The organism is Acinetobacter sp. ACNIH1 (assembly GCF_002934695.1).
Lineage (GTDB): Bacteria > Pseudomonadota > Gammaproteobacteria > Pseudomonadales > Moraxellaceae > Acinetobacter > Acinetobacter variabilis.
This window is the reverse complement of sequence record NZ_CP026420.1, coordinates 1,507,265-1,531,662: the sequence shown is the minus strand read 5'-3', so window position 1 is coordinate 1,531,662 and position 24,398 is coordinate 1,507,265. Positions and strand designations below refer to the sequence as shown.

The window sequence follows — 24,398 nt, the reverse complement described above, 5'->3', positions numbered from 1 at the left end:
CCTTTTTCTGCATAATCATTTAAAATCGCCTCGTTTTTAATATCTATAAAGAGAGCTCTACAATGAACTTTCAGCGTATGACTGACCTTGACCTGACGGGTAAACGTGTTCTGATCCGTGAAGATTTAAATGTACCGGTTAAAAATGGTGTAATCACTAGCGATGCGCGTCTACGTGCTGCATTACCAACAATTAAAGCTGCAGTAGAAAAGGGCGCGGCTGTCATGGTGTATTCTCACCTTGGTCGTCCAGTTGAAGGTGAGCCGAAGGCTGAACAGTCTCTTGCACCTGTAGCAGCTTATCTGACTGAAGCATTGGGTCAGGAAGTAAAACTTTTCACAGACTATCTAAATGGTGTTGAAGTTCAGCCGGGTCAAGTAGTTTTACTGGAAAATTGCCGTTTCAACATAGGTGAAAAGAAAAATAATCCTGAACTTGCAGCAAAATATGCAGCCCTTTGTGACGTATTCGTGATGGATGCGTTCGGTACTGCACACCGTGCAGAAGCATCAACTGAAGGTGTCGCTCGTTTAGCTAAATTAGCAGCAGCAGGTCCTTTATTGGCGGCTGAACTGGATGCATTAGGTCGTGCATTGAAAACACCTGAAAAACCAATGGTTGCGATCGTTGCTGGTTCCAAGGTTTCAACTAAATTAGACGTATTGACTTCACTTTCTGATATCTGTGATCAATTGATCGTAGGTGGTGGTATCGCGAATACTTTCCTTGCAGCTGCTGGCTACAATGTAGGTAAATCACTGTGTGAAAGTGATTTGATCGACACAGCGAAAGCAATTGCAGCAAAAGTTTCTGTTCCGCTTCCAACGGACGTTGTGGTTGCTGATGCATCTGAAATCAACTTTGATGACTTCCTAGGTTCATTGGCTGCTGCTAAAGCGGTTGTGAAAAAAGTTGAAGATGTTGCTGACAACGATATGATCCTTGATGTAGGTCCAGAAACTGCAAAAGCATTTGCTGAAATTTTGAAAACGTCTAAAACGATTCTTTGGAATGGTCCAGTGGGCGTATTTGAAGTCGATCAATTCGGTGAAGGCACGAAAACTCTATCGTTAGCGATTGCTGAATCGGAAGGTTTCTCGATTGCAGGTGGTGGTGACACGCTTGCTGCGATTGATAAATACGACGTTGCTGACAAAATTGGCTATATCTCTACAGGTGGCGGTGCATTCCTTGAATTTGTCGAAGGCAAAACCCTTCCTGCAGTTGCGGTACTCCTAGAACGCGCTTAATTGCATGTTTTAGCCTAAAAAAGCTGGCCAAGTGCCAGCTTTTTTATGTCATTTTTTTGACAGCAGAAACTTACCATTCATGGCTCCGTCATTAAAATGCAATAAATCTGTCATAAGATGCAGACATTAAATCACCAAATGACGAGATTACGTGATGAAAAAACAGTTAACTTTAGCGGCATTATTGGCAGCATCATTGGCACTGACTGCATGTGCGAAACAGGAAAATGCCCCAGCAGCTGAAGCAGAAGCTTCGGCAGCCGTTGCAGATGAGACTGTAACGCCAGAACAGCAAGCAGCGATTGATGCAATTGATCAGCCGGTTCTGGATGAAAAAAATACAGATGTTCCGGCTGAAATTGCCAATGCACCTGCAGATGCCGCAACTGTAGATCAATCTGTATCAGGCGCTTCCGAGCCTATGACACCATAACTCAGACTATGCAAGTAAAAATCCCTGCTTTTGCAGGGATTTTTTATAAAATATTGTATTTTTTGGCTGTATTGCAATAGTTGAACATGTAGAATATGGCCCATTACCTGGGAGGATATTATGGCTCTTATTTCAATGCGCCAGCTCTTGGATCACGCCGGCGAACATGCTTACGGCGTACCAGCGTTTAACGTAAACAACTTAGAACAAATGCGCGCAATCATGCTCGCAGCAGATGCAACGAATTCACCTGTAATCGTGCAGGCATCTGCAGGTGCTCGCAAATATGCAGGTGCACCATTCTTACGTCACCTTATCTTGGCTGCAGTTGAAGAATGGCCACATATTCCAGTGGTAATGCACCAGGATCATGGTACTAGCCCTGACGTATGTCAACGTTCAATCCAGTTAGGCTTTACTTCAGTCATGATGGACGGCTCACTGGGTGAAGATGGTAAAACACCGACTTCATACGAATACAACGTTGATGTGACTCGCCGTACTGTACAAATGGCACACGCATGTGGCGTTTCAGTAGAAGGTGAAATCGGCTGTCTGGGTAGCCTTGAAACAGGTATGGCAGGCGAAGAAGATGGCGTAGGTGCTGAAGGCGTACTTGACCATTCTCAACTGCTAACTTCAGTTGAAGAAGCTCGTCAATTCGTTGCGGATACCAATGTTGACGCATTAGCTATTGCAGTAGGTACTTCACACGGTGCGTACAAGTTTACTCGTCCACCTACAGGCGATATTCTTGCAATTGACCGCATTAAAGAAATTCATGAAGCACTGCCAAATACTCACCTTGTAATGCACGGTTCAAGCTCTGTGCCACAAGAATGGCTGGCTGTGATTAATCAGTATGGCGGCGACATCAAAGAAACTTATGGTGTTCCTGTTGAGCAACTGGTTGAAGCGATCAAACACGGTGTTCGTAAAATCAACATCGATACTGACTTGCGTCTGGCATCAACTGGTGCAATGCGCCGTATGATGGCTGAAAAACCAAGTGAATTCGATCCACGTAAATTCTTCAGCGCAACTGTAGATGCAATGAAGCAAATCTGTATCGACCGTTATGAAGCATTTGGTACTGCAGGTAATGCAGACAAGATTCGCCCAATCTCTTTAGAGAAAATGGTTGAGCGTTATAAATAATTCCTTGTGAATAATTTATAAGAAGAGCCCACAGCGAATGTGGGCTTTTTTATATTTAAATAAAGATGAAGAATAAGAGCAGCATATGGAACTGATTTTTATTGCAGCATTATGTAGTGTTGCAGTCTCAATACTCTTAAAAATTGCTAAAAATAGAGGCTTGAGCCCCATCCACATGATTAGCTGGAATTATGTTACAGCCAGCGTATTGTGTTTTTTCTGGTTCAAGCCAGACATCCAGCATATTTCCATGAGTCAGACTCCATGGCTACTGATTCTGGCGCTTGGCGTTTTATTGCCGAGCGTATTTCTATTTCTGGCCAAGTCATTACAGACAGCAGGAATCTTAAAAACTGAAATTGCCCAGCGATTATCGGTTGTACTATCACTGGCCGCTGCTTATTTCATTTTTCAGGAACAATTTAACCAGCTCAAGATGCTGGGTATTGTCTTAGGCATAAGTTCCGTACTGTGCATTCTATTCTCACACCGTCAGGCATCAGAAAGCTCCAGGCAGGGAATGTTTTTTCTGGGTCTGGTGTGGTTTGGTTATGCACTGATTGATGTCTTGTTGAAATATACCACCAGCCTTGGTCTACAATTTGCTGTGGCACTGAACTTGATGTTTATCTGCGCCATGATTCTGTCGATGATCTATCTGCTGCTGCAATATCGTCATCTGGGTTCTGGCAAGGATATTGGTTTTGGTCTGTTATTGGGTGCGTTGAACTTTGCCAATATTGCTTTTTACGTCAAAGCACACATGATACTCAAAGATACGCCAGCGATTGTATTTGCGGGCATGAATATTCTGGTGGTGATTTTTGGTGTGATTGCAGGATTGCTCATCTTTAAAGAACGACTCAAACCTGCAAGTGTGATCGGGTTGATTCTAGGTGTGATTAGTGTTGTTTGCCTAGCATATGCAATGTCTGTTTAACATAGGAAGATGCAAATTCAAGCGGATAACGTAACAGGTCTTCTTTTTCAGCCCGTCCAAGCAATAAGTCTGCCTGTTTGCAGTCTGGACAATGCGGATAACGATGCTGGGCATTAGCATAGTGATGTAAATAGATCTTATCGCAGTGTTTGCATTCGAATTTTAAAGAGCTGGATGGTAAAACAGACATGGGTACCTCTAATTGTTATTCTAGTTGGATGTTTGGAGAATAAAGCAAAAATTAGGCCCAAATTGACAAGAAAAGGGGCACTAGACCACTGCTGTCCCATAGTTTGCTTTAAATAAAAAAACCTGAGTCCTAACAGTTAAAATATGAGTGCATACAAACACTTTAACGACCAGGACTCAGGTTTTGTCACATCAGAATACCGTATTTCATGAGCTAATTAAACCTGTTGTGCGACAGGATTTTGAACAACTTGCTAAAGTACACCATGTTGGACAGAAATTTAGAGCGGCTTCCCGGTGGGATCAGTTTATTGCCATATTGATGTCTCAATTCTCTTGTAGGCAAAGTCTGAGAGATATTCAATCCAATTTGGAGTGCCAACAGGAAAAGCTAAGTCATCTCGGAGCAAAGTCTATTCCCCGAAGCACGCTGGCACGAATCAATGAGCAGCAGCCTGCTGCCTTGTATCAACAGCTATTTTACAAGTTGCTTAAATACTATGAACACTCAAAAGTAGCTCATAAATTTCGCTTTAAGAATCCCTTGTATTCCTTGGATGCCAGTCATATTGACCTGTCGCTTTCCTTATGTGAATGGGCCAAAGTTCACGACTCAAAAGCCAGCATGAAACTCAGTATAGGATTGAATCACAGCAATGATATTCCTGAGTTTGTTGCAGTTGAAAATGGCAAAGAAAATGACATGGTACAAGGCCGCAAATTCCAGTTTCCTGCTGGCAGCATTGTAGTTTTTGATAAAGGCTATGTCGATTACCAATGGTATGCAAATCTGACTGCTCAAAACATTGGATTTGTCACACGTTTTAGGCCTAAATCTGTGTATCAGGTGATCCAGCAACATCCAGTGCTTGAATCCAAAGGTATTCTAAAAGATGAAACCATTCAGCTGAATAGCGCACATGCCCTAAAAAGAAAAGCCCCAGTGTTAAGAAGAATTGAATATAGAGATCAGCAAAGTGGCAAGCACTTTAGCTTTCTCAGCAATAACTTTCATTTAGCCGCCTCTACCATTGCGGCGATTTATAAAGATCGTTGGAAAGTTGAGCTGTTCTTTAAGGCGATTAAGCAGAATCTCAAATTAAAAGCGTTTCTAGGCCGCAGCAGGAACGCAATTCAGACACAAATCTGGATTGCGATGATCGCCTATTTATTGGTGAGTTTCGCTCAACATTTAGGAAAAACAGGTTGGACAGTTCAACGTTTACTCAGAATAATTCAAGTGAATTTGTTTGAAAGAAGAACTTTAAAAGCTTTATTTTCACCCGATAAAATACCCATAAAACAAGAGGAAGCTCAAATGAGCTTCCTCTTGTGAAAAATTGTGGGACAGCAATGGGCACTAGACCCCTTTTATAACATAAAATGCTTACAGTTTGGTGAAAATATCTTCGGCTTGCAGACGAGATTTAGGCAATTTGGCATTGAAATCGTTTTCACTGCGATAACCTAAAGTAAGCAGTACTGATGGAATTAGGCCTTGTTCAGCTAACTGTAATTCCTCACTCAGAATGTCTTCATCAAAACCACCGATCGGTGTGGCATCAATACCTTCACTTCCTGCAGCCAGTAAGATCTGTCCCAATGCAATAAAGGTCTGGTTTTCTGCCCAGCGCTGAATATCGCCTTTTTCATTACGATAATAATGTACATAGCCGGTACGGGTATTCTTTTGACCTTCTTTGGCGCTCTCATCTTTAAAACGACCACTGAGATCATCACGATTTAACAGGTTGTTTAGATGTAACTCGTCAATATCGGCTTTGGTACAAAATAAAATGGTATGTGAAGAATCCAGCACTTTGGGTGCATTGTAGGCATAAGTTCCAACTAGTGCTTTGGCAATACGCTGTTTAGCGGCATCATTGTCGGCAATAAAAAAATGCCAGGGCTGGATATTAATCGAAGATGGCGTCAGGCGTAAGATTTCTAATAAACGTTCAAATTGTTCTGCTGGAACCTTCTTGTTAGGGTCATAAGCTTTAGTGGTATAACGGGTTTGAGCGATCTTGAGTAAATCCATTGATGGACTCCAATCTTTTGATAAGGCGTTTAGAAATATGCTTTAGGCATCTAGATTTTTCTGATCAAAAGATTATTACAATAAAAATATCATCGGCAAAGTCTATATTTATATAATCTTGAGTGAAATTTTATGAAAAACTAAGAGTTAAATCAGATAAAAAGCAAGCTTTTGTATATTGGCAGTTTCTGGTAACAGGAGTTTAATAAGAACTTCAGGCAATAGCATGCAAGATAGGTGGGCCGATGCAATATACCAATTACTTTAAACGTAAATTAAAGACGCAGCAGCAAATTGGCTTGTGGGTCGGACTGGCTGACGCGTATGGAACAGAAATTGCGGCAAATGCGGGCTATGACTGGCTCTTGATTGATGGCGAGCATGCCCCAAGCGACTTGAGAACAACGCTCTCTCAATTACAGAGTATCGCTGCTTATCCATCTCAAGCTGTAGTACGCCCACCAATCGGCAGTGTACAACTGATCAAGCAGTTACTCGATATTGGCGCACAGACCTTATTGATTCCTATGGTAGAAACTGTGGAGCAGGCCGAATTAATGGTCAAAGCAGTCCGTTATCCACCGGAAGGAATTCGTGGTGTGGGTGCTGCGCTGGCACGTGCGACACGCTGGAATAGTATCCCGAATTATTATCAGACTGCTCATGAAAATATCTGTTTGTTAATTCAGATTGAATCGGTGACAGGTCTGGAAAATCTGGATGAAATCCTCAAGATTGAGGGGACTGATGGTGTATTTATTGGGGCGGTAGATCTTTCAGCGACTATGGGTTATCAGGGGAATCCGAACCATCCTGAAGTACAAAAAGCAGTAGTAGACGCTATTCAGCGGATTCGTGCATCTGGTAAGGCTGCTGGGATTTTATCGACGCAGCATGAAGCTACCCAGAAATATCTGGCGCTTGGAACTGAGTTCGTTGCAGTAGGGGTTGATACCAGTGTTCTGATGAACTCGCTTCGTGAACTTTTGGCGAAATATAAACCTGATGCTGAAGTCATCAAGTCAGAAGGCGGTTATTGATTATAAAAATATCAGAGAGTCGTAAATTGTGGTTTCTCAATATTGATTACTTACATAGAAGATATTTTATAAAAGCTCTGATTTGTCAGAGCTTTTTTATTTACTTTAGCTATAGTAGTTTAAAAAATAAGATGGGTGGGATGATAAAATGAAACCAGAAGAAATTGAAATATTTTTGAGCAGCAAAAACAGATCCATGAGCAAAAAAAGTAACAACGTTATCGTTTAGGGCAACGTATCTTATTCGTTTTCATGGTGATTTATACTTTGTCTACTGGATATCTGACAGTTGTAAACTTTCTTGATTCAGGTGATTTGATCTCTGGCTTTAGTATCATGATGTTGATCGGTTTGTTTTATATGTTGAAATACTTCTTTACTGGACATTCAGATAGGCGAAAAAGCATCTGAAAAATACTACTCTTGACATATGTCATTACAATGTAATTTTGCTATTTGGTCAAAAAAGAGTTATAAGATAATTACTTTAAAGCGAATACTGTTTTCGCTGGTTTATTTTTAGCTGATTGTGATACACGAAAGACAGGTTTTCCTGTTAAAAAAACTCTAGCAAACCCAGAAATAAGATTTATTTTTAGTCTATAGCTCTCCTTGTTTAATCACAAAAAGCTCATATTATGAGTGAATATTTTGAAAAATTTAAATACGTGGTCTATCGCGACCGCCATTAATGGTTGTGAAATTCAAGTCAAAGTTGTACCAATGCAACGTCAGCAAAATACCATCAATGGTATGATTATGGTCAATGTGGGCAAGATGATTGAACTTGAAAATGGTGAACAATATCCATTTAATCTGGATGGTAAAAGTTTCTATACTGGTTTTAACTAGTTATACCGTTTAAGTTAAATAAAATATAAAAAGCAACTGCTCGCAGTTGCTTTTTTTATGGGTAATACCAGATTTTTAGCTGAATGTTATGAATATCAATATCCGAGCTGCCCAGCTCTAAAATCTCAGCATAATCAGCTTTCCAATCTCCTAAAACAATTCTTTTTTTACCATTTACATCATGGATTGCAGCGCGGTGAGTATGTCCATGAATCAGCACATCTGCTTCTTTGAGTGCTGCTTCTACCGCAGATGGGTTTACATCCATAACCTCATAGCTTTTCAATTGCTGTGCTTCATGGCTTTTCTTGCGGAAACCGTTGGCGAGTCTGGCTCGAAAGCTAAGAGGCATTTTTCTTAAAAAACCTAACATCCAGGGATGACGGATGATTTTTCTGAAACGCTGATAGGACACATCATCGGTACAGAGTGCATCGCCATGTTCGATCCGGTATCGGATCGAACCGATATTTAAACTGGTCATTTCAGGTAAAAGCTGTCCGGAAAATTGATCCAGAAAATCTTGGCCTAAGGCAAAGTCACGGTTACCGATGAGAAAATAGATCTGATTGCCGGCCTGGTTAAACTGTTTTAAAGCACTGACGATTTCATCCAGCCAGGGAGCAGTGTAGTCGTCTCCAATCCAGGCATTGAACCAGTCGCCCAAAATATACAGTTGGGTATTTTTATGCTGATAAGCTGCCAATAAATCTAAAAACCCCCGAACGAGTCGAGGGTGATCAGGTGACAAATGTAAATCTGAGATAAACAGATAGGTCACGAATCTTTTCCTTATTTTTTAATCCCTCCCGACCTCCCTTTCTTGCGTTTCGTTTTAAAAGCAGTGCTTTAAAACTTACTCAGGAAGGAGAAAAACCATCTTTAAAAATGGTGGTTCCCTCCTTTATTAAAGGAGGATTAGGGAGGATTTAAAATTACTCAGAAATGATTTTTGCAGATTCGATCACAACGTTCTCTAGAGGAACGTCAGCGTGGTAGCCACGGTTGCCAGTGCGAACACCTTTGATTGCATCAACAACATCCATGCCTTCAACTACTTTACCAAATACGGCATAACCCCAACCTTGTGCAGTTTTGCCAGTATGGTTAAGGAAAGAGTTGTTTTTCACGTTAATGAAGAACTGAGCAGAAGCAGAGTGAGGTGCTTGAGTACGTGCCATTGCAATGGTGCCTACATCGTTGCTTAAACCGTTGTCAGCTTCGTTTTCAATCGCATCACGTGTTGCTTTTTCTTTGAAGTTTTCATCCATGCCGCCGCCCTGGATCATGAAACCATCAATAACGCGGTGGAAAATTACGCCGTCATAAAAACCGTCACGTACATATTGCAAGAAGTTAGCTACTGTTTTAGGTGCTTTTTCAGCGTTTAATTCAAGAACAATACGACCTTTATTGGTGTTTAATTCGACTTGAGGAAAACTCATTGTGTAATCTCCTAATCATGGACTAATGCCATGGTTTTTTCTGAATGAAGGAAGCATAAGCAAACTACAATCGACAAGGCAAGCAAAAACATAATTTTCTTTGTTAAAAACATAAAAATCGTATCTTATTTATGCATTGATTTACAAAGTCATTTCTTCTAGATCATGCGTCTTCATAAAGCTTGTCTGACCCTAAGAGCATGCACTGATCTGCTGGCTCAGTCAAAAGCGGATATTTTACGATTTGGTAAGCTATTGTATTTTCCAATTTGAAAATGAACGAATTGAAATCAAATACCTAAGTTAACGGTTGAGAGATCATTCACCTATAGTTAAACTAAAGAACCTTTATTTAGTGAATACAGTTAGACCGCGTGAGCTACTGCATATTCATTAATCCCTTTTTAACTTTAGAAGTGAATGATTAATCATGAAGCCAAATGATGTTGTGACGTCTCTGCCCGACAACCCGACCCAAAATAAGAATGCAGTCGATTCAGCGCAGCAGCAGGAACAACAACCAGGCTTAGACTTTGTACGTCAGGTGATTACTGATGATCTAGCAGCTGGCCGTACCCAGCAAGTGGTCACCCGTTTCCCGCCTGAACCAAATGGTTATTTGCATATTGGTCATGTTAAAGCGATCTGCCTGAATTTCGGTATTGCTGAAGAATTTGGTGGCCTGTGCAACCTGCGTTTTGATGATACCAACCCCGATGCAGAAGAGCAGGAATATGTGGATGGTATTGCCAATGATGTGAAATGGCTGGGCTTCCAGTGGAATGGTGAACCACGCTATGCATCAAGCTATTTTGACCAGTTATATGCATGGGCAATTCAACTGATTGAACAGGGCGATGCCTATGTGGATCTACAAACTCCGGAAGAGATCAAGTTAAACCGCGGTAACTTTGTAGAGCCAGGTAAAAACTCGCCACAACGCGATGCGACGATGGAAGAAAACCTTGAGCGTTTCGAAAAAATGCGTACGGGTGAATATGCTGAAGGCGAAGCGGTATTGCGTGCCAAGATAGATATGAACTCGCCAAATGTGCATATGCGTGATCCGATTCTGTATCGTATTCTGCATTCTGCACATCACCAGACTGGCGATAAATGGAAAATTTATCCAATGTACGACTATGCGCATCCATTATCAGATGCGATTGAAGGCATTACACACTCACTTTGTACACTGGAATTCCAAGATCATCGTCCATTCTATGACTGGGTGGTGGAAAAAGTTAAATCGCCATCTGTGCCACGTCAGTACGAATCTAGCCGCCTGAATGTTGATTACACCATCACTTCTAAACGTAAGCTGCGTAAGCTGGTTGAAGGCGGTTATGTCAATGGGTGGGATGATCCACGTATGCCGACTGTTGTAGGTATGCGCCGTCGCGGTTTCACGCCTGAAGGTCTGCGTGATTTCTGTAAGCGTGTAGGTGTATCTAAAGTCGATGGCAGTATCGTTGATGTAGCAATGCTTGAATATTGCATCCGTCAATCTTTAGAAAATACTGCAGCTCGCGGTATGGCAGTATTGAATCCACTGAAAGTGACTTTAACCAATCTGCCAGCTGATATGGATCTGACTCATTCACGCCATCCAAACGTGGATATGGGCGAACGTATTATTCCGCTCACTTCAGAAATCTATATCGACCGTAAAGACTTTGAGGAAGAGCCACCTAAAGGCTTCAAACGTCTGATTCCGGGCGGTGAAGTGCGTCTTCGTCATGCTTATGTCATCAAATGTGATGAAGTGATTAAAGATGCGAACGGTGAAGTAGTTGAACTGAAGTGCTCAATCGATCCTGAAACTTTAGGTAAAAATCCTGAGGGCCGTAAGGTAAAAGGTGTGGTTCACTGGGTATCTGCATGTAAAGGTGTTCCTGCTGAAGTTCGCATTTACGATCGTCTGTTCACTGAATCTGATCCAGAAACTGGTGATGACTTCCTGGCGAATCTGAATCCTGAATCATTGAAAGTGGTTCAAGCAGTTATTGAGCCTGCACTGGCTCAGGCAAAACCGGAAGATCGTTTCCAATTTGAACGTGAAGGCTATTTTGTAGCGGATCAATATGATCATACAAGCGACAAACCAGTATTCAACCGTATTCTGGATCTGAAAGACAGCTTTAAACCTGGCAAATAATTTAAGCTAAATCTCTAAAAAGCCCAACTCCGGTTGGGCTTTTTCAATCGTGGCAGGGAAGAATGAATGATTGTTCGTGATAAAAGTAATAGCTTTAGTCTACTGTTTGCATGGCATGGCACAATTTTGCCTAAAGTTTTGCCTGCCTTGGGGCTGGTAATTTTTCTTTCAGGCTTGCTAGTTTATCTGCGTCAGGCGCATTTTTTTAGCTTTCCTGCAGTGCCAGCCATTGGCTTTACCATCTTCGGGGTGATTCTGTCGATCTTTCTCAGCTTTCGTAATACCGCCTGTTATGACCGCTGGTGGGAAGGACGCAAGCTGTGGGGAGCGCTGATTGCTACGACACGTCATTTATGTCGTGATAGTTACGTCCTTGATGATCAGTCACGTGAAATCCTGTTGTATCGAATGATGCTGTTCACTCATTTATTACGTGACCGTTTGAGACAGCAACAGCAAAGTATTCAGCATTACCAGACCCACACTGGTTTTGAAGCTGCTACATATGAACAATTGCCCACGCATATCAATGCATCACAATGGGTACTGGAACAGATCCAGAAAGATTTGGTTCTGCTCTATAAACAGGGCAAAATCACAGATATTATTTATAACAACCTGAATCAGCATACAGTGGCTTTAGGCGATATACAGGCGGGTTGTGACCGGATCCTGTCGACGCCGTTACCATTTTCCTATTCGGTGCTGTTGCATCGTGCTGTTTATTCTTTCTGTTTTATCCTGCCATTTAGTCTGGAAGCCAGTCTTGGTTTATGGACTCCGATTCTAGTCGGCCTGATTGCTTATATGCTGTTAGGGTTAGATGAGCTGAGTGCGGAACTGGAAGAGCCTTTTGGGCTTCAGGATAATGATCTGCCTTTAGACTCTATTGTGAGATTGATCGAACGTGAAACCCTGAGTTCTTTAGGACAAGAACTACCTGAAGCGATTAAAGTCCAAAAAGCTTATTTAACTTAGGTTTAAACTGATTTTATTGAAAGGCTAATCATTAAATAAATCAAATGAAAGTCATCTTATTTTTAAATTATTTTTGAATAGCTATCTTAAAAACTTTAATAGCAAGAAACTAAAACCTTAACGATGTTTTAAATGATTACCAAGATCTGGGCTATTGTTTTTGACCTGCTCATGTAGCTCACGATATTGCTCTAAACGTTGTTTGGCCTTGTCACGAAGCTTTTTCTTGATATAGAGGGCTAGAGCGAAACAGGTAGTCGTCAAGGTCAGGAAAAGGCTATTCATAAAGCTCATCATGGAGCTGATATAACCGATCGTCGTTAGGCGATTCATCATCTGAATGACTTGAGGGCTGCTTTCTACGCCAGTGATTGCCCAAGTACAGAGGTGTTCACAATTATTAATAATCAGGTGATAGTTATTTTCATGCATTCTGGAACGCATACGACGCACGACTTTACGGCCTTTATATTTTGCTGAGGCATAATACTGGATCTGAATCAGTTTGCCGTTGCTGAATTTCTCAATTGAGGTGATTTCAATTGGATGCTTCTTAAATAAATGTGCAAAACCGGAATAGTGGATGACACGACCACGCCCGGCATAAATCCCGTGATGAGTATAACCGAAATGTTTAACCATAAGATGCGCACCTATGGGAAACCGTTTAGTTCGCTGCATGTAAAGATTAAGCCATTTAATAACAAGTGTATTTTAAACAGCAAGTGTACTGTTTTTTTGTGAATTAATCGATGTTTTAGGGCTTAATTCTATCCAGAATTCGTTGTCTAGACAGTCATCTTTAAATTTCTCGAACCTTATAAATGTTGTATGTGAACTGATTAAGGCAAATCTAAAATTATAATGTCTAAATAGCCTAAGCAAATATGAAAAGTCATTTATCTGCATATTTGAAAAGAAGTAAAGATATAGACACATAGACACTTAGGTTTAGATATAAGGAGTAGGTTCCATTTGATTGAAAGCAAAGAGGGGTAGGCAAAAATCCAAATGATAGATATAAAAAAAGCATTTGCGTATGCAAATGCTTTTTATCAAGACCTAAGCTGCTTATTGCAGCGGCAGGTGCTGAAGTTCATTGAGTTCTTTACGGCTGTAACCGCGAGAAGCTAGAACTTTTTTGATTCCGATAATGATATCTTCATCAGTTGCTTTAGACAGTGCTTCAAGGAGCTGTTCATTTGTCTTGCAAGAGCAATCATTTTCAACACAAGCAATCTGGTTCTTGTGTTCATTTTGTTGTTCATCTGAAAACAACTTCTGCCAGAAACTCATAGAGCCTTCATACACAACCTAACATAGAGTGAAATATATCCAATTTAATAAATAAAGCAATAGGCCCTATGTGATAAAAGCAGCAGTCAGTATTTTAAATTTTCGATTGTAGAAGAGATTTTGAACGATATTATTTGATTGAAACAAGATAATTCATGGATAAGTTACTAATTTTATGTATAAAAAATGGAGCTAACAAAAGCTCCATTTATGTAACAAAAAAATAAATTGAAACAATATTTTTAGCGTTTTTCCAGCAGTACTCCGGACTCTACATGATGGGTATAAGGGAACTGATCGAATAGGGCAAACTTGGTAATTTTATGGGTTTGGGATAGTTGTTTCAGATTGTCATGTAATGTGTCCGGATTGCAAGAAATGTAGATGATTCGTTCAAAGCGCTGTAGCAGTTTCAGTGTTTCATCATTGATCCCTGCACGTGGGGGATCGACGAATACCGTATCGAAGTCATAAGTTGACAGGTCAATATTGGCTTCTTGTAGACGGCGGAAAGTACGATCACCATTAAACGCTTGTGTAAATTCTTCCGCAGATAGACGTGCTACCTGAATATTGTCGATACCGTTCTGCTCGATATTCCATTCAGCCGCATACACAGATGACTTGGCCAACTCAGTTGCCAATGCACGACGGAAACGGGTAGACAATGGCAGGGTAAAGTTACCATTGCCACAGTAAAGCTCTAACAGGTCTTTATCAGACTGCTGCGCGGCATTACATGCCCATTCCAGCATTTTCTGGCAGACTTGTGCATTCGGCTGGGTGAAGCTACTTTCGATCTGTTTGTACTGATATTTGCGGTCAAATACACTGAGTTCCTCTACGACAAACTCATCGCTCAAGACAAATTTCTGGCCACGGCTACGACCAATCAGCTTGATCTTTAATTTTTCAGCTAGTGCTTTAGCTGCAGGTTCCCAGCTTTCATCCAGCTTGCGGTGATAGATCAGGGAAACCAGTACTTCACCTTTGAGTGTTGCCAGGAAATGCACTTCAAATAGGCGGTGACCCAGAGTTGCATCGGCTTTGAAGGCTTCTAGTAATTGCGGCATTAAGTCATTAATACTGCGGTCAGCCACAGGGAATTCATTAATACGGATCACTTTCTTATTATTGTTCTCATCACGCTCAAACATGGCATAGAACAGGTCATCTTCAGTATGCCAGATCCGGAATTCAGCACGCATGCGATAGTACTGTTCAGGCGACTCAAATACTTCAAGGGCAGGTGGTTGATATTCGGCAAATTGCGCGCTAATGCGTTCAACTTTGGCATCCAGTTGTTGCTGATAAGATGAGGTCATATGCAGTAAAAAATCGCAAATATTTTGAAAGCCAAGATGGTAGCAAAAATTTGCTGTTCTGCCTAAGACTATTCAGGGAAACAGGCTGGAAAAGCAGTTAAAAAAAGGCCAAATCTTCAAAGGGGAGAGATTTGGCCATAAGAGGAAAGGGATTAAAATAATCTCAGTACTAAAGCTTTTTACAGACCTGACATGGTCATGAGACTGGCATTACCACCTGCAGCTGCGGTATTGATACTGATTGCACGTTCAATCACGAAACGCTCCACTGGAATCTCATAATTTCCTGAGCTTAAATGCGTGATACCTACAATAGCTCCTTGTCGTCTTGCAATACGTTGCTGCAAATCCATCAATGCAGAGGTCTCGCCATGATGCAGTACAGCTTCAAAATCACCTGATTCAATATCCTTGATAACTTTAATAGCTTTCACCACACTCGCGGGCATGCTTTGCAGATACTTGAGTATAAAAGTATTGTCTGCGAGTACGGCCGGGCGGCTACCAACCGATAAGATCGCCAAGATTTGCTGAATCTGATCCATATCATTTTCTGCTAGAGAGAGCACACTCTCACGCGGCAGGATCATGTACTGGTTTTCCTCACCCGTTGGACCTTGCAGGCTAAAGCTATGTCCCGTTGCAATCTGAGCAGGAGATTGCAAAGAAACCCGTGGAAAAGTCTTGCTTACCCAATCCTTAAAATCTTGCGACACCGAATTTTTAAGTAGTGCCTGAGCAGACTGCATCGCATAAGGCTGAGCCAGTTTCTTCTCAGACACCTGATGCATTAAACGGTAGATATAAAGTGGACCACCGGCTTTCGGACCAGTCCCAGACAGACCTTCACCACCAAAGGGCTGTACACCCACCACAGCACCGACAATATTGCGGTTGATATACAAGTTCCCGACATGTGCTTTTGAAATTACAGTCTGCATGGTTTCATCGATCCGGGTATGTAGGCCCATAGTCAGGCCATATCCTTTGCTGTTGATCTGATCTAGTAGTTGTGGCAGCTCGCCGGCTTTATAGCTAATCAGATGTAGTACTGGACCAAAGATTTCACGCTCAAGATCATTTAAATTCGGCAGTTCAATCAAGGTCGGTGGAATAAAAGTCCCTTGAGCCAGATCAGAAGCATCTTGATTAAACATCAGCTGATGAACTTGATGACCTTTACTACGCATTTGATCAATATGTTTTTGGATGTTCAGCCGTGCTTCGGCATCAATCACTGGACCAATATCAGTTTTGAGTAGAACCGGATTGCCGACTCGCAATTGCTGCATTGCACCTTTTAGCATCTTACGTACAGTATCCAGATTGTCTTCCTGTACACAGAGCACACGCAGGGCAGAACAGCGCTGACCGGCACTATCAAAGGCTGAGTTAACTACATCCAGTACAACCTGTTCGGTAAGTGCTGATGAATCTACAATCATGGCATTCTGACCGCCAGTTTCGGCAATCAGCGTTACGCTTTCGCCAAACTGATTCAGTCGTTCTGCTACGGTCTTCTGTAGAATTTTCGCTACTTCAGTGGAACCGGTAAACATGATGCCTTGGATACGGGAATCTTGGCTGAGCTGAGCACCAATGGTTTCACCACGACCCGGCAATAGCTGAAGGACATCCTGCGGAATACCTGCTTCCCAGAGAATTTGCACGGCTTGCGCGGCAATTAACGGGGTTTGTTCAGCTGGTTTGGCGATGACTGTATTACCAGCAACCAATGCCGCCGAAATCTGTCCGGTAAAGATCGCTAACGGGAAGTTCCAAGGACTAATGCAGAGTACAGTTCCTAAAGGCTGAATATGTACATCATTAGACAGGTCCAGCATCTGGCCAGCATAGTAGCGTAGGAAGTCAATCGCTTCACGGACTTCCGCAATCGCATTTGCATAAGTTTTACCGGCTTCACGAGACAGTAGAACCATCAGTGGTAACAGACGTTCCTGCATCAGGTCAGCGGCTTTATTGAGACAGGCAGCACGTTCATTCTTTGGCAAGTTGCTCCATAAACTTTGTGCATTTACGGCCTGAGTCAGGGCTATTTCAGCCTGTTCAGTGGTGGCTTCATATACGGTGCCGACCACATCTTGATGTTGGGCAGGATTGATAACCTGTATAGCGTTGCTAGTATTTAGTTCTGAAAATGCAGTACCCATCGCCGCAGCCTGGAATTGGCTATTCGCCAAGTCAGTTGCAACTTCATTTAAGGCTTGCAGGTCTGCGTCATTGGCCAGATCCAAACCAGACGAATTTGATCGTAAAGTACCATATAAATCTTTTGGGTAAGGGATTTGCGGATGTTTAGCACCTAAGGCATTTTCCTGTTGAGCTGCTTTTAAAATGGTTTGACGCGGATTCTCAATCAGGTCTTCGACTTTTAAATTCTTGTCAGCAATGCGATTGACGAAAGAGGTATTCGCGCCATTTTCCAGTAGTCGACGCACTAGATAAGCTAACAGGGTTTCATGGTTCCCGACCGGTGCATAGATCCGGCATGGAATACCAAGTTTACCAGCCGCTTTATCACCTACCACATTTTCATATAGCGGTTCACCCATGCCATGCAGACACTGGAATTCATATTGACCAGCATAATAGCGGTCTGGATTAGCGAGCTGATAAATCGTGGCAACAGTCTGCGCATTATGTGTCGCAAATTGTGGGTAAATATAGTCCGGCTCTGCCAGTAGTTTACGTGCGCAGGCAATATAGGATAGGTCAGTATGCACTTTACGGGTAAATACCGGATAATCAGACATACCTTCGATCTGGGCTTTCTTGATCTCGCTATCCCAATACGCACCTTTCACCAGACGAATCATCAGGCGTTTCTGGCTGCGTTTAGCCAGATCAATGATGTAATCCACGACATAGAAGCAGCGTTTCTGGTAGGCCTGAATCACAAAACCAATGCCTTTCCAGTTATTGAGTTCAGGTTCAAAACAAAGACGTTCTAAAAGCTCTAAGGAAATTTCCAGACGCTCAGTTTCTTCGGCATCAATATTCAGGCCGATATTATAGTTTTTCGCCAGAACTGCCAGATTCAGAACTTTGCTATACAGTTCATCATTGACGCGGTCCATTTGCGAGCGCTGATAACGTGGATGCAGTGCAGACAGTTTGATGGAAATACCGGGACCGTTATAAACATCCTTATCTGTTGATGCCTTGCCGATAGCATGAATGGCGTCTTGATAGTCCTGATAATAACGCTCCGCATCTGGATCGGTCAGCGCTGCTTCACCAAGCATGTCATAAGAATATTGGAAACCTTTATCTTCTAGTCGTTCTGCATTTTTCAGGGCTTCATCAATGGTTTCGCCAGTGACAAACTGCTCACCCATCATGCGCATTGCGACGTCCACCGCTTTACGGATGATGCTACGGCCACTACGTGCTAAAAGACCGGTTAATAAACTCGACAAGCTTTTCTGCTGTGGTGTTTCCATCAGTTTGCCGGTCAGCATCAAACCCCAGGCTGCAGCATTCACGAACATCAGTTGGCTTTGGCCGAGATGTTCTTTCCAGTTGCCCTGATTGATCTTGTCGCGGATCAGCAGGTCACGGGTTGCTGTATCTGGAATACGCAGTAAGGCTTCTGCCAGACACATCAAGGCAATCCCTTCCTGAGAAGAGAGCGAAAATTCCTGAAGCAATCCTTGTACGATACCGGCTTTACCACCAGAGCCTTTACGCTCGCGTAGGGAATGTGCCAGATCAAACGCCAGGCACTGAATTTTATCTGTCAGTTCTGAAGAAATTTCACTATGTTCCAGCAGCGTTTCCATGCACTCGGACTCGGCACGTCGCCATGCGGTATTGATGCGCTGTTCATATTGGTTTTTATCCTTAAATTCAGCAATGTAATTCGATTGCTTCACTGCATTCGAGTGCGAATTCGGGCGTATTGTGGTGGACATAGTGACTTCCTGTACTGCGTCAATCGGTTCTTTGAGTTGAATGAGTTTTAATCTATAATCCCAAAATAATTGACAAATATCTCACTATAGTTTGTATCATTTTTAGAGAATAATTCTAATGAATAGCCCATATTTAAGCCTTGACCGAATAGATATTCGGGTGGTGTTTTAAAAAGTATGCTGACATTAAATGAAGCCATTATTGATGTAAAAGAAAGTTAAGTCGAAGGCTTTAAAATGGTTTTCAAGCTTTTTGGAGAAATTACAACTTCTTCTAAAACCACGCCTTATTCGATGCCTTATTTTGCAATTATTACCTTCAATTCCTACAGTAAATAACTTACCAATACTTTGCTTGCAGTTTTTAAAAGCAGTGATGAAACTGTCCCAATGATCACTTGCAATTCGGGTGTAGTGAATACCTAATTGTTTAAGCTTTGTCTTCAACCTTTGGACTGTAGCTAAATCTCTCTTACCCCAAACATAAGCAACAATCTCACCTGTTTCTCGATGGTAGGCGTAAATAAGCCATTGTTTATTATTTTTATTTCCAACAAAAGTCCAGAATTCATCTACTTCGAGAGATTCATAATGACTTTGTTTAGGCTGAATTTGATAGGCCGATTCAGTTAAAGTCCGTAAGACTTTACCGATACTAATGCGCTCAACTTCAGCGATATCTCGTATACCGCTGCCTCTGACCATTAACTGTAATATTTTACGAGTAATGCCAGAATTACATCCTAGATAGCTCAGAGCATGGTCACCAATAAACTGACGTTTGCAGTCTTTGCATTGGTAGTTTTGTTTCCCATCTACTTTGATGCCATTTTTCTTTATACTGTCACTGAGGCAGGTTGGACATTTGATTTCTAGAGTTATTTGCATTTCTCTATTTTATCAAAATTCAACCTGCTTTTTTTTAGCATACTTTTTGATACACCACCGATATTCGCATCCTTGATTTGCTGCAGTCTGAATCGAAAATTTCCAATATTAAACTGGCAGAGATGGTGAATCTTTCACCAACTGCGGTACTGGCGCGTGTGCAAAAACTGACTAAGGAGGGATTTATTCTCGGTTATGAAGCGCGACTTAATCCAATTATGCTGAATAACGGTTTTGTGGTCTTTGTCGAAATTCTGCTGGATAAAACCACACCGAATGTGTTGGAAGAATTTTCCGAGGCGGTACAGCATATTCCCGATATCGTGGAATGTCATATGATTAGTGGCGGTTTTGATTTTGTGGTGAAAATCCGCTGTGCCAATATGGATGAATTCCGAAAAATCTCCGGTGATATTTTGTGGCAATTACCGGGGGTAAAAGAAACCCGTAGTTATCCAGTAATGGAAGTGATCAAGGAAACCCAGCAGATCAAGCTGAAAATGCCGGCTAAAGCTAAGGTATAAATTCAGACAAAACAAAAGGGACACGAAGTCCCTTTTTAATTTGAAATAGAAAGATTATTTATTCATTTCAGCCATTTCTTTCTGATATTCGGCTTTTGCCAGTTCAAAACGATTAACGACATCGTGACTTGGCGCTTTATCCAATAGGCTCACAATCACGATACTTAGCGCTGCCAGAATAAAGCCCGGGATGATCTCGTACAGACTAGTATCACCCATATAATTTTTCCAGGCAATTACAGTCACGGCGCCCATCACCATTCCGACAATCGCGCCGTTGAGGGTCATACGTTTCCAGAACAGTGAGAAAATGATCAAAGGACCAAAGGCAGCGCCAAAGCCAGCCCAGGCATAAGCCACCAGACCCAGAACTTTACTGTTTGGATTGATGGCCAATGAAATTGCAATCAAGGCAATCACAATCACCATGCCACGACCGACCCAGATCAGTTCTTTTTGTGAAGCATTTTTACGCAGGAAGCCTTTGTATAAATCTTCAGTCAGGGTGGTCGAGCAAACCAGTAACTGACAGCTCAATGTACTCATAATCGCAGCCAGAATTGCCGCTAATATGATGCCTGCAATCCAAGGGTTAAACAGGATTTTGGTCAATTCCATAAACACGGTTTCAGGATTCTGGTTGACGATTGCAGCAGCAGGAAGGTCAGGATTTGCTGCAAAATAAGCAATCCCGATATAGCCCGCCGACATTGCACCCACCAGACACAGAATCATCCAGGTCATGCCGATCCGGCGTGCAGTAGGAATAGTTTTGACCGAATCTGCCGCCATAAAGCGCACCAGAATATGTGGCTGACCAAAATAGCCTAAGCCCCAAGCCAAGCTAGAAATAATCGCGACAAAACTTAGGCCTTCCAGCATATTGGATGCATGTGGACGGGCAGTTTCCAGTAGGGTGCCCACCTGTTGAGCGTTATCACCCAATGCCAGATAGGTAATGATGGGTGTAATAAGCAACGCAAAGATCATTAAGCCAGCCTGAAAGGTATCGGTCCAACTGATTGCCAGGAAGCCGCCAATACACACATACAGAATCGTGGCCACTGCACCGAGCCAAAGTGCTGTCGTGTAATCCCAGCCAAACAGGCTTTCGAACAGACGCGCACCTGCGACCATGCCGGAAGCACAGTAAATTGCAAAGAACACCAGAATCACAATGGCTGATAGTAAGCGTAAGATTCGTTTCTTATCCGCAAAACGGCTGGTGAAATAATCAGGCAGGGTCAGAGCATTGTTCTGAAATTCAGTATGGGCACGCAGACGGCCAGCTACCAGTAACCAGTTCAGCCAGGCGCCAATAATCAGGCCAATCGCAATCCAGACTTCTGACAGACCGGAAAAATAGATGGCTCCGGGTAAGCCCATCAGCAGCCAGCCACTCATGTCGGATGCACCTGCGGAAAGCGCAGTCACTACACTGCCCAGACTTCGCCCACCCAGAATATATTCATCAAAATTGGACGTCGCACGATAGGCATATAAACCGATCCCAATCATGGCGACGATATAAAACATAAAAGTAATCAGTGTTGGGTTAAGCGAGCTCATAGGCAGAGTATCCTTAAATTTTGAACATCATCATCCGGGATGATTTTTGAACTGCATTCACAGGGCAGTGATTCAAACATGGTTTAAAAATTACACTCTGTAACAGTTGAGCAGCTTTTGTGTATATTTTATGTAAATTAAGAATTTTCTCGTATAAATGAAGAATTAGTAGAGGGTTATAAAATACAAAGTTACACATGGTTTTGAAGAAAAATAAATAATTTTAATAAACAGTTAAATTCATTGAACTTTTGTATTTTAATTACACAATTTTACAAAACTAACAACAATCTCGAATTAGACATATTTTGTTTCAAATCCTGCTTAAATCACTTCTATTTGTTTTTAGGGCCTCTCTTCATAGTGAAGGAACACCATTCTGAATGGTGCATCATTGCTTAGAGTAATATGACATGGACAATATGTTGCAAATAGAATCAAGTCGAATTGAACAGGATTTATTGGGGAAAAAACAAATTCCCCAGCACAGCTATTATGGTATTCATACCTTGCGTGCGATTGAGAATTTTCAGATCTCAGGTCTGGCAGTAGGTCAGCAAGCACACTTTATTCGTGCATTGGCGCAAGTTAAAAAAGCAGCAGCACAAACGAATTTACATTTTCAGAAAATATCAGAACAACAAAGTATTGCTATTCAACAAGCATGTGATAAATTGATTCATCAACCTCAGGACTGGCAGGAGGCATTTCCGCTTGATCCTTATCAGGGTGGAGCTGGTACTTCTATCAATATGAATGCGAATGAGGTTATTGCAAATCGGGCGCTAGAATTGCTCGGGCATCGTAAAGGCGATTACCATATCCTGCATCCAAATGATCATGTGAATACTTCACAATCAACCAATGATGTCTATCCCACGGCACTACGTCTAGCGACTTATACACGTCTGGATGAACTGCTTCATGTACAAAAATCGTTGATTGATACTTTATATAGCAAGGCATCAGAGTTTCAGTATGTGATCAAGATGGCGCGTACCCAGTTACAGGATGCGGTTCCAATGACCCTGGAACAGGAATTCCGTGCTTTCGCAACCTTATTAAAAGAAGACCTGAAGCTGATTGAGCAAATGCGTCAGTTATTGCTGGAAGTGAATCTGGGTGCAACCGCCATTGGAACCGGCGTGAATACTCCAGATGGTTATGCCAAACATGCAGTACAAACTTTAACGAAAATTACTGGCCTACCTTTAAAAGGCGCGGAAGATTATGTCGAAGCGACCAGCGATTGTGGCGTGTTTATTATTCTGTCCAGTAGTCTGAAACGTCTGGCTGTTAAGTTGTCCAAAATCTGTAATGACTTGCGTCTTTTAAGTTCTGGCCCGCGTACCGGTCTGGCGGAAATCCGTTTGCCAGAATTACAGGCGGGTTCTTCTATCATGCCAGCTAAGGTCAATCCGGTTATTCCAGAAGTAGTCAATCAGATTGCGTTTCGTGTGATTGGTAATGACCTGACTGTGACAATGGCAGCAGAAGCAGGGCAATTACAGCTTAATGTTATGGAGCCGGTCATTGCAGTATCCTTAAATGAATCCATCCAATTATTAACTCAAGGTATGCAGACCCTACAACAAAAATGTATTGCCGGGATTCAGGCCAATGAACAGAACTGTTTAAATGCAGTGATGCGCAGTATCGGGATTATCACCTTACTGGAACCACTTTTAGGTCATGCCACTTGTGATGAAATTGGCAAGCAATGTATTCGTGAAAATAAAACTGTACCCGAAGTGGTGCTGGAACTGGGTTTGTTAAGTGAAATTCAGCTGGATGAAATTTTTGCCTTTGAAAATCTGGTTTCAGAAGTCCCAATGATGAATCAATGGGAACAGGTATCCTGAAAGTTTAAGGATGAGTCCAATATAGACCTGTACTGATTTTAACCATTTGCCTCAAATCCCGTCTGTGGGTTTCGGGCATTTTCATCTAGACTATATCGATGACACAATGAATTGAGTGCATAGCATGTTTGATAAAATCAGTAACTTATTTAAATCAAATAAACCTGATCCGGCTCAGATTTTTCTGGAAGAGAATCATATCCAATATGTAGAAGGGATCGGCTATATTGTGGATGGGATTAATTTAAATCAGGAGCTGGGTGAGCGACTGGAATATTTGTCTAACCGACGGATGAAAACTTTTGATGATTTAAAAGCGCTATATTCAACTGCAATGATCATTAATGAAAAAATTGATCTGGAAATTGCCAATCAGCGTTTTAATGCAAAATTAGGAAATACTGAAGAAAACCTGCTGCAATTTAAAATGATTGTGAAAAAGTTAAATGACAATTATCGTAACTTTTTACGCGACAAAAAATAACGGAATCATAGGCTGATTTTATCCTGTGCAG

The 24,398-nt window shown here is 41.9% G+C and carries 22 protein-coding genes; 12 read left to right on the top strand and 10 right to left on the bottom strand.

From position 1 onward, the window contains the following. The first annotated feature begins 62 nt into the window (after window positions 1–62). From C3F22_RS07545 to C3F22_RS07530, 4 genes are all read left to right on the top strand, one after another. Window positions 63–1,250, top strand: a complete 1,188-nt coding sequence (locus C3F22_RS07545; protein WP_104426191.1) for a phosphoglycerate kinase — start codon at window positions 63–65, stop codon at window positions 1,248–1,250. 154 nt (window positions 1,251–1,404) lie between these two features. After that, window positions 1,405–1,683 carry a hypothetical protein gene (locus tag C3F22_RS07540; protein ID WP_104426190.1) on the top strand — a complete coding sequence of 93 codons (279 nt, stop codon included), beginning with the start codon at window positions 1,405–1,407 and terminating at the stop codon, window positions 1,681–1,683. Between the two features lie 120 nt (window positions 1,684–1,803). Next, window positions 1,804–2,841, top strand: coding sequence for a class II fructose-bisphosphate aldolase (fba, locus tag C3F22_RS07535; RefSeq protein WP_104426189.1), 1,038 nt, complete (start codon window positions 1,804–1,806; stop codon window positions 2,839–2,841). 85 nt (window positions 2,842–2,926) lie between these two features. Further along, window positions 2,927–3,781: a DMT family transporter gene (locus tag C3F22_RS07530; protein ID WP_104426188.1), complete on the top strand. Its 855-nt coding sequence runs from the start codon at window positions 2,927–2,929 to the stop codon at window positions 3,779–3,781. Here the strand turns inward: C3F22_RS07530 and C3F22_RS07525 are convergent. Further along, on the bottom strand, window positions 3,744–3,971 hold the full coding sequence (locus tag C3F22_RS07525; protein WP_104426187.1) for a hypothetical protein: 228 nt from the start codon (window positions 3,969–3,971) through the stop codon (window positions 3,744–3,746). The two genes, C3F22_RS07530 and C3F22_RS07525, sit on opposite strands and share 38 nt — an antisense overlap. Before the next feature lie 183 nt (window positions 3,972–4,154). Between C3F22_RS07525 and C3F22_RS07520 the strand changes: the two genes are divergently transcribed. Then, window positions 4,155–5,306, top strand: coding sequence for an IS4-like element ISAbe18 family transposase (locus C3F22_RS07520; RefSeq protein WP_004646736.1), 1,152 nt, complete (start codon window positions 4,155–4,157; stop codon window positions 5,304–5,306). Window positions 5,307–5,357: 51 nt separating this feature from the next. Here the strand turns inward: C3F22_RS07520 and nfsB are convergent, their stop codons facing one another. Next, window positions 5,358–6,011, bottom strand: coding sequence for an oxygen-insensitive NAD(P)H nitroreductase (nfsB, locus tag C3F22_RS07515; protein WP_104426186.1), 654 nt, complete (start codon window positions 6,009–6,011; stop codon window positions 5,358–5,360). A 245-nt stretch (window positions 6,012–6,256) separates the two neighbouring features. Here nfsB and hpaI point away from each other — a divergent pair, with 245 nt between their 5' ends. Beyond that, a complete protein-coding gene (gene hpaI, locus C3F22_RS07510; RefSeq protein WP_104426185.1) occupies window positions 6,257–7,051 on the top strand; it encodes a 4-hydroxy-2-oxoheptanedioate aldolase in 795 nt (264 codons plus the stop codon). 651 nt (window positions 7,052–7,702) lie between these two features. Then, entirely contained in the window at window positions 7,703–7,903 is a 201-nt protein-coding gene (locus tag C3F22_RS07505; RefSeq protein WP_104426184.1) for a transposase, read from the top strand. A 55-nt stretch (window positions 7,904–7,958) separates the two neighbouring features. On the opposite strand, the gene C3F22_RS07500 is transcribed toward C3F22_RS07505, so the two are convergent. Together C3F22_RS07500 and C3F22_RS07495 are read right to left on the bottom strand one after the other, a co-directional pair. Then, a complete protein-coding gene (locus tag C3F22_RS07500; protein ID WP_104426183.1) occupies window positions 7,959–8,684 on the bottom strand; it encodes a UDP-2,3-diacylglucosamine diphosphatase in 726 nt (241 codons plus the stop codon). Window positions 8,685–8,838: 154 nt separating this feature from the next. After that, the gene (locus tag C3F22_RS07495; protein WP_004786097.1) at window positions 8,839–9,348 is read right to left on the bottom strand and encodes a peptidylprolyl isomerase; all 510 of its coding nucleotides are present in this window, start codon (window positions 9,346–9,348) and stop codon (window positions 8,839–8,841) included. Window positions 9,349–9,778: 430 nt separating this feature from the next. Here C3F22_RS07495 and C3F22_RS07490 point away from each other — a divergent pair, with 430 nt between their 5' ends. Together C3F22_RS07490 and C3F22_RS07485 are read left to right on the top strand one after the other, a co-directional pair. After that, window positions 9,779–11,506, top strand: a complete 1,728-nt coding sequence (locus C3F22_RS07490) for a glutamine--tRNA ligase/YqeY domain fusion protein (RefSeq protein ID WP_104426182.1) — start codon at window positions 9,779–9,781, stop codon at window positions 11,504–11,506. 66 nt (window positions 11,507–11,572) lie between these two features. Beyond that, window positions 11,573–12,484, top strand: coding sequence for a bestrophin family protein (locus C3F22_RS07485; RefSeq protein ID WP_104426181.1), 912 nt, complete (start codon window positions 11,573–11,575; stop codon window positions 12,482–12,484). A 117-nt stretch (window positions 12,485–12,601) separates the two neighbouring features. Here the strand turns inward: C3F22_RS07485 and C3F22_RS07480 are convergent, their stop codons facing one another. From C3F22_RS07480 to C3F22_RS07460, 5 genes are all read right to left on the bottom strand, one after another. Beyond that, a complete protein-coding gene (locus C3F22_RS07480; protein ID WP_104426180.1) occupies window positions 12,602–13,165 on the bottom strand; it encodes a lecithin retinol acyltransferase family protein in 564 nt (187 codons plus the stop codon). A gap of 390 nt (window positions 13,166–13,555) precedes the next feature. After that, window positions 13,556–13,780 carry a hypothetical protein gene (locus C3F22_RS07475; protein ID WP_004786091.1) on the bottom strand — a complete coding sequence of 75 codons (225 nt, stop codon included), beginning with the start codon at window positions 13,778–13,780 and terminating at the stop codon, window positions 13,556–13,558. Between the two features lie 242 nt (window positions 13,781–14,022). Then, entirely contained in the window at window positions 14,023–15,105 is a 1,083-nt protein-coding gene (gene trmA / locus C3F22_RS07470; protein WP_104426179.1) for a tRNA (uridine(54)-C5)-methyltransferase TrmA, read from the bottom strand. A 179-nt stretch (window positions 15,106–15,284) separates the two neighbouring features. After that, the gene (gene putA, locus C3F22_RS07465) at window positions 15,285–19,040 is read right to left on the bottom strand and encodes a trifunctional transcriptional regulator/proline dehydrogenase/L-glutamate gamma-semialdehyde dehydrogenase (protein ID WP_104426178.1); all 3,756 of its coding nucleotides are present in this window, start codon (window positions 19,038–19,040) and stop codon (window positions 15,285–15,287) included. 186 nt (window positions 19,041–19,226) lie between these two features. Further along, entirely contained in the window at window positions 19,227–19,928 is a 702-nt protein-coding gene (locus C3F22_RS07460; RefSeq protein WP_005005861.1) for an IS1 family transposase, read from the bottom strand. Between the two features lie 68 nt (window positions 19,929–19,996). Between C3F22_RS07460 and C3F22_RS07450 the strand changes: the two genes are divergently transcribed. After that, on the top strand, window positions 19,997–20,452 hold the full coding sequence (locus C3F22_RS07450; protein ID WP_265735215.1) for an Lrp/AsnC ligand binding domain-containing protein: 456 nt from the start codon (window positions 19,997–19,999) through the stop codon (window positions 20,450–20,452). A gap of 54 nt (window positions 20,453–20,506) precedes the next feature. Here C3F22_RS07450 and putP read toward each other — a convergent pair whose 3' ends face one another. Beyond that, complete coding sequence (putP, locus tag C3F22_RS07445) at window positions 20,507–22,021, bottom strand: sodium/proline symporter PutP (RefSeq protein WP_104426176.1); 1,515 nt, start codon at window positions 22,019–22,021, stop codon at window positions 20,507–20,509. Window positions 22,022–22,434: 413 nt separating this feature from the next. Between putP and aspA the strand changes: the two genes are divergently transcribed. Further along, a complete protein-coding gene (gene aspA / locus C3F22_RS07440; protein WP_104426175.1) occupies window positions 22,435–23,883 on the top strand; it encodes an aspartate ammonia-lyase in 1,449 nt (482 codons plus the stop codon). A gap of 124 nt (window positions 23,884–24,007) precedes the next feature. After that, window positions 24,008–24,367: a hypothetical protein gene (locus C3F22_RS07435; protein WP_104426174.1), complete on the top strand. Its 360-nt coding sequence runs from the start codon at window positions 24,008–24,010 to the stop codon at window positions 24,365–24,367. Window positions 24,368–24,398: the final 31 nt, after the last annotated feature.

Excerpts from the sequence above, each read along its gene's own strand:
- putA (WP_104426178.1), bottom strand. The coding sequence starts at position 19,040 with ATGTCCACCACAATACGCCCGAATTCGCACTCGAATGCAGTGAAGCAA.
- aspA (WP_104426175.1), top strand. The coding sequence starts at position 22,435 with ATGGACAATATGTTGCAAATAGAATCAAGTCGAATTGAACAGGATTTA.
- hpaI (WP_104426185.1), top strand. The coding sequence starts at position 6,257 with ATGCAATATACCAATTACTTTAAACGTAAATTAAAGACGCAGCAGCAA.
- C3F22_RS07475 (WP_004786091.1), bottom strand. The coding sequence starts at position 13,780 with ATGAGTTTCTGGCAGAAGTTGTTTTCAGATGAACAACAAAATGAACAC.
- C3F22_RS07530 (WP_104426188.1), top strand. The coding sequence starts at position 2,927 with ATGGAACTGATTTTTATTGCAGCATTATGTAGTGTTGCAGTCTCAATA.
- C3F22_RS07435 (WP_104426174.1), top strand. The coding sequence starts at position 24,008 with ATGTTTGATAAAATCAGTAACTTATTTAAATCAAATAAACCTGATCCG.
- putP (WP_104426176.1), bottom strand. The coding sequence starts at position 22,021 with ATGAGCTCGCTTAACCCAACACTGATTACTTTTATGTTTTATATCGTC.
- fba (WP_104426189.1), top strand. The coding sequence starts at position 1,804 with ATGGCTCTTATTTCAATGCGCCAGCTCTTGGATCACGCCGGCGAACAT.
- C3F22_RS07540 (WP_104426190.1), top strand. The coding sequence starts at position 1,405 with ATGAAAAAACAGTTAACTTTAGCGGCATTATTGGCAGCATCATTGGCA.
- C3F22_RS07480 (WP_104426180.1), bottom strand. The coding sequence starts at position 13,165 with ATGCAGCGAACTAAACGGTTTCCCATAGGTGCGCATCTTATGGTTAAA.
- C3F22_RS07545 (WP_104426191.1), top strand. The coding sequence starts at position 63 with ATGAACTTTCAGCGTATGACTGACCTTGACCTGACGGGTAAACGTGTT.
- nfsB (WP_104426186.1), bottom strand. The coding sequence starts at position 6,011 with ATGGATTTACTCAAGATCGCTCAAACCCGTTATACCACTAAAGCTTAT.
- C3F22_RS07460 (WP_005005861.1), bottom strand. The coding sequence starts at position 19,928 with ATGCAAATAACTCTAGAAATCAAATGTCCAACCTGCCTCAGTGACAGT.
- C3F22_RS07525 (WP_104426187.1), bottom strand. The coding sequence starts at position 3,971 with ATGTCTGTTTTACCATCCAGCTCTTTAAAATTCGAATGCAAACACTGC.
- trmA (WP_104426179.1), bottom strand. The coding sequence starts at position 15,105 with ATGACCTCATCTTATCAGCAACAACTGGATGCCAAAGTTGAACGCATT.
- C3F22_RS07490 (WP_104426182.1), top strand. The coding sequence starts at position 9,779 with ATGAAGCCAAATGATGTTGTGACGTCTCTGCCCGACAACCCGACCCAA.
- C3F22_RS07485 (WP_104426181.1), top strand. The coding sequence starts at position 11,573 with ATGATTGTTCGTGATAAAAGTAATAGCTTTAGTCTACTGTTTGCATGG.
- C3F22_RS07495 (WP_004786097.1), bottom strand. The coding sequence starts at position 9,348 with ATGAGTTTTCCTCAAGTCGAATTAAACACCAATAAAGGTCGTATTGTT.